Below are 933 nucleotides of genomic sequence, written 5' to 3'. Positions count from 1 at the left end.
TAAAAAGCAAAGATGGGTTAATTGATATAGATATTATGCTATTTATCTGAAAAATAAAATGATATAAATCAAATTCGAAGATTTTAACTGGTCATATTTATCAATCCAGTCGGAACAAAAATCTGGTAGTTATATAAATTATTTGCATACCAGTATGTCTTATATTGCTAAATGCTCATTCTGAGTTGATGTATCTTAATATTCAGATATATAAGAAGATTGTCTGTATGTAGAAATGGTAAAGCGTAATTAATAACATAGCTGGCATAGTATTGAACAAGTTTTAAGGACATCAGATCTGATTCAGATTCTGTGGGGTAATCTGATCTATCCTCACTAAACGGAAAAATGCTAAAGCGTAAAGATTGGTCGTCCAGATCATACTCCTGTGTATAACGAACTTTAGTGGACTCATATGAACATAATTTTACCATGCCAATGGATCCAGCTGTCCATGACGTTTTATGTTCGGATTCACATACTTTATTCCGCTCGAAGTCGCTAAGCACAAAATCAGGATCAAATGCCTGACTAACAAGCTGAATAGATTGCTGGCATTTATTCATATCGGCTGATTTATTATTCGCGAATTGGTCACAGGCAAGTTTAAATCCTGATACCAACTCAAGCTCGCTCTTTATTGTGAGATAAATATTAGGTGTAAGGAGATAAGTGATTTCATATAGAAATCCAGACTCCTTGGGTTTTTTAATAGGTTTCAGATTATATCGATATTGTTTATTTAAAGTATTAAATTTTTCTACAAAATCAGAAATTTTGACTTTATGAATGGGTAGTGGGGGTAGCTCAGATAGTGCTAATGCTGAGTAAGAGATTAGCTGGCAGATAATGAAAATAGTAGCTATAAAGATTTTTTGCATTTGGCTATCTCTGGTTTGAGAAAGTAAGCATTCAATAGTTATCTAGGAGCTG

1 protein-coding gene is annotated in these 933 nt (G+C 33.0%); it reads right to left on the bottom strand.

Annotated elements, in window-relative coordinates; all coding sequences use genetic code 11:
- Positions 1–167: 167 nt before the first annotated feature.
- A complete protein-coding gene (locus H3T84_RS11945; RefSeq protein WP_198219318.1) occupies positions 168–881 on the bottom strand; it encodes a hypothetical protein in 714 nt (237 codons plus the stop codon).
- Positions 882–933: the final 52 nt, after the last annotated feature.

Origin of the sequence: Snodgrassella sp. M0110, from assembly GCF_016101465.1 — a bacterium.
GTDB classification, from domain to species: Bacteria; Pseudomonadota; Gammaproteobacteria; order Burkholderiales; family Neisseriaceae; genus Snodgrassella; species Snodgrassella alvi.
The sequence above is the reverse complement of the archived record's forward strand: the minus strand, read 5'-3'. Positions and strand labels throughout refer to the sequence as shown.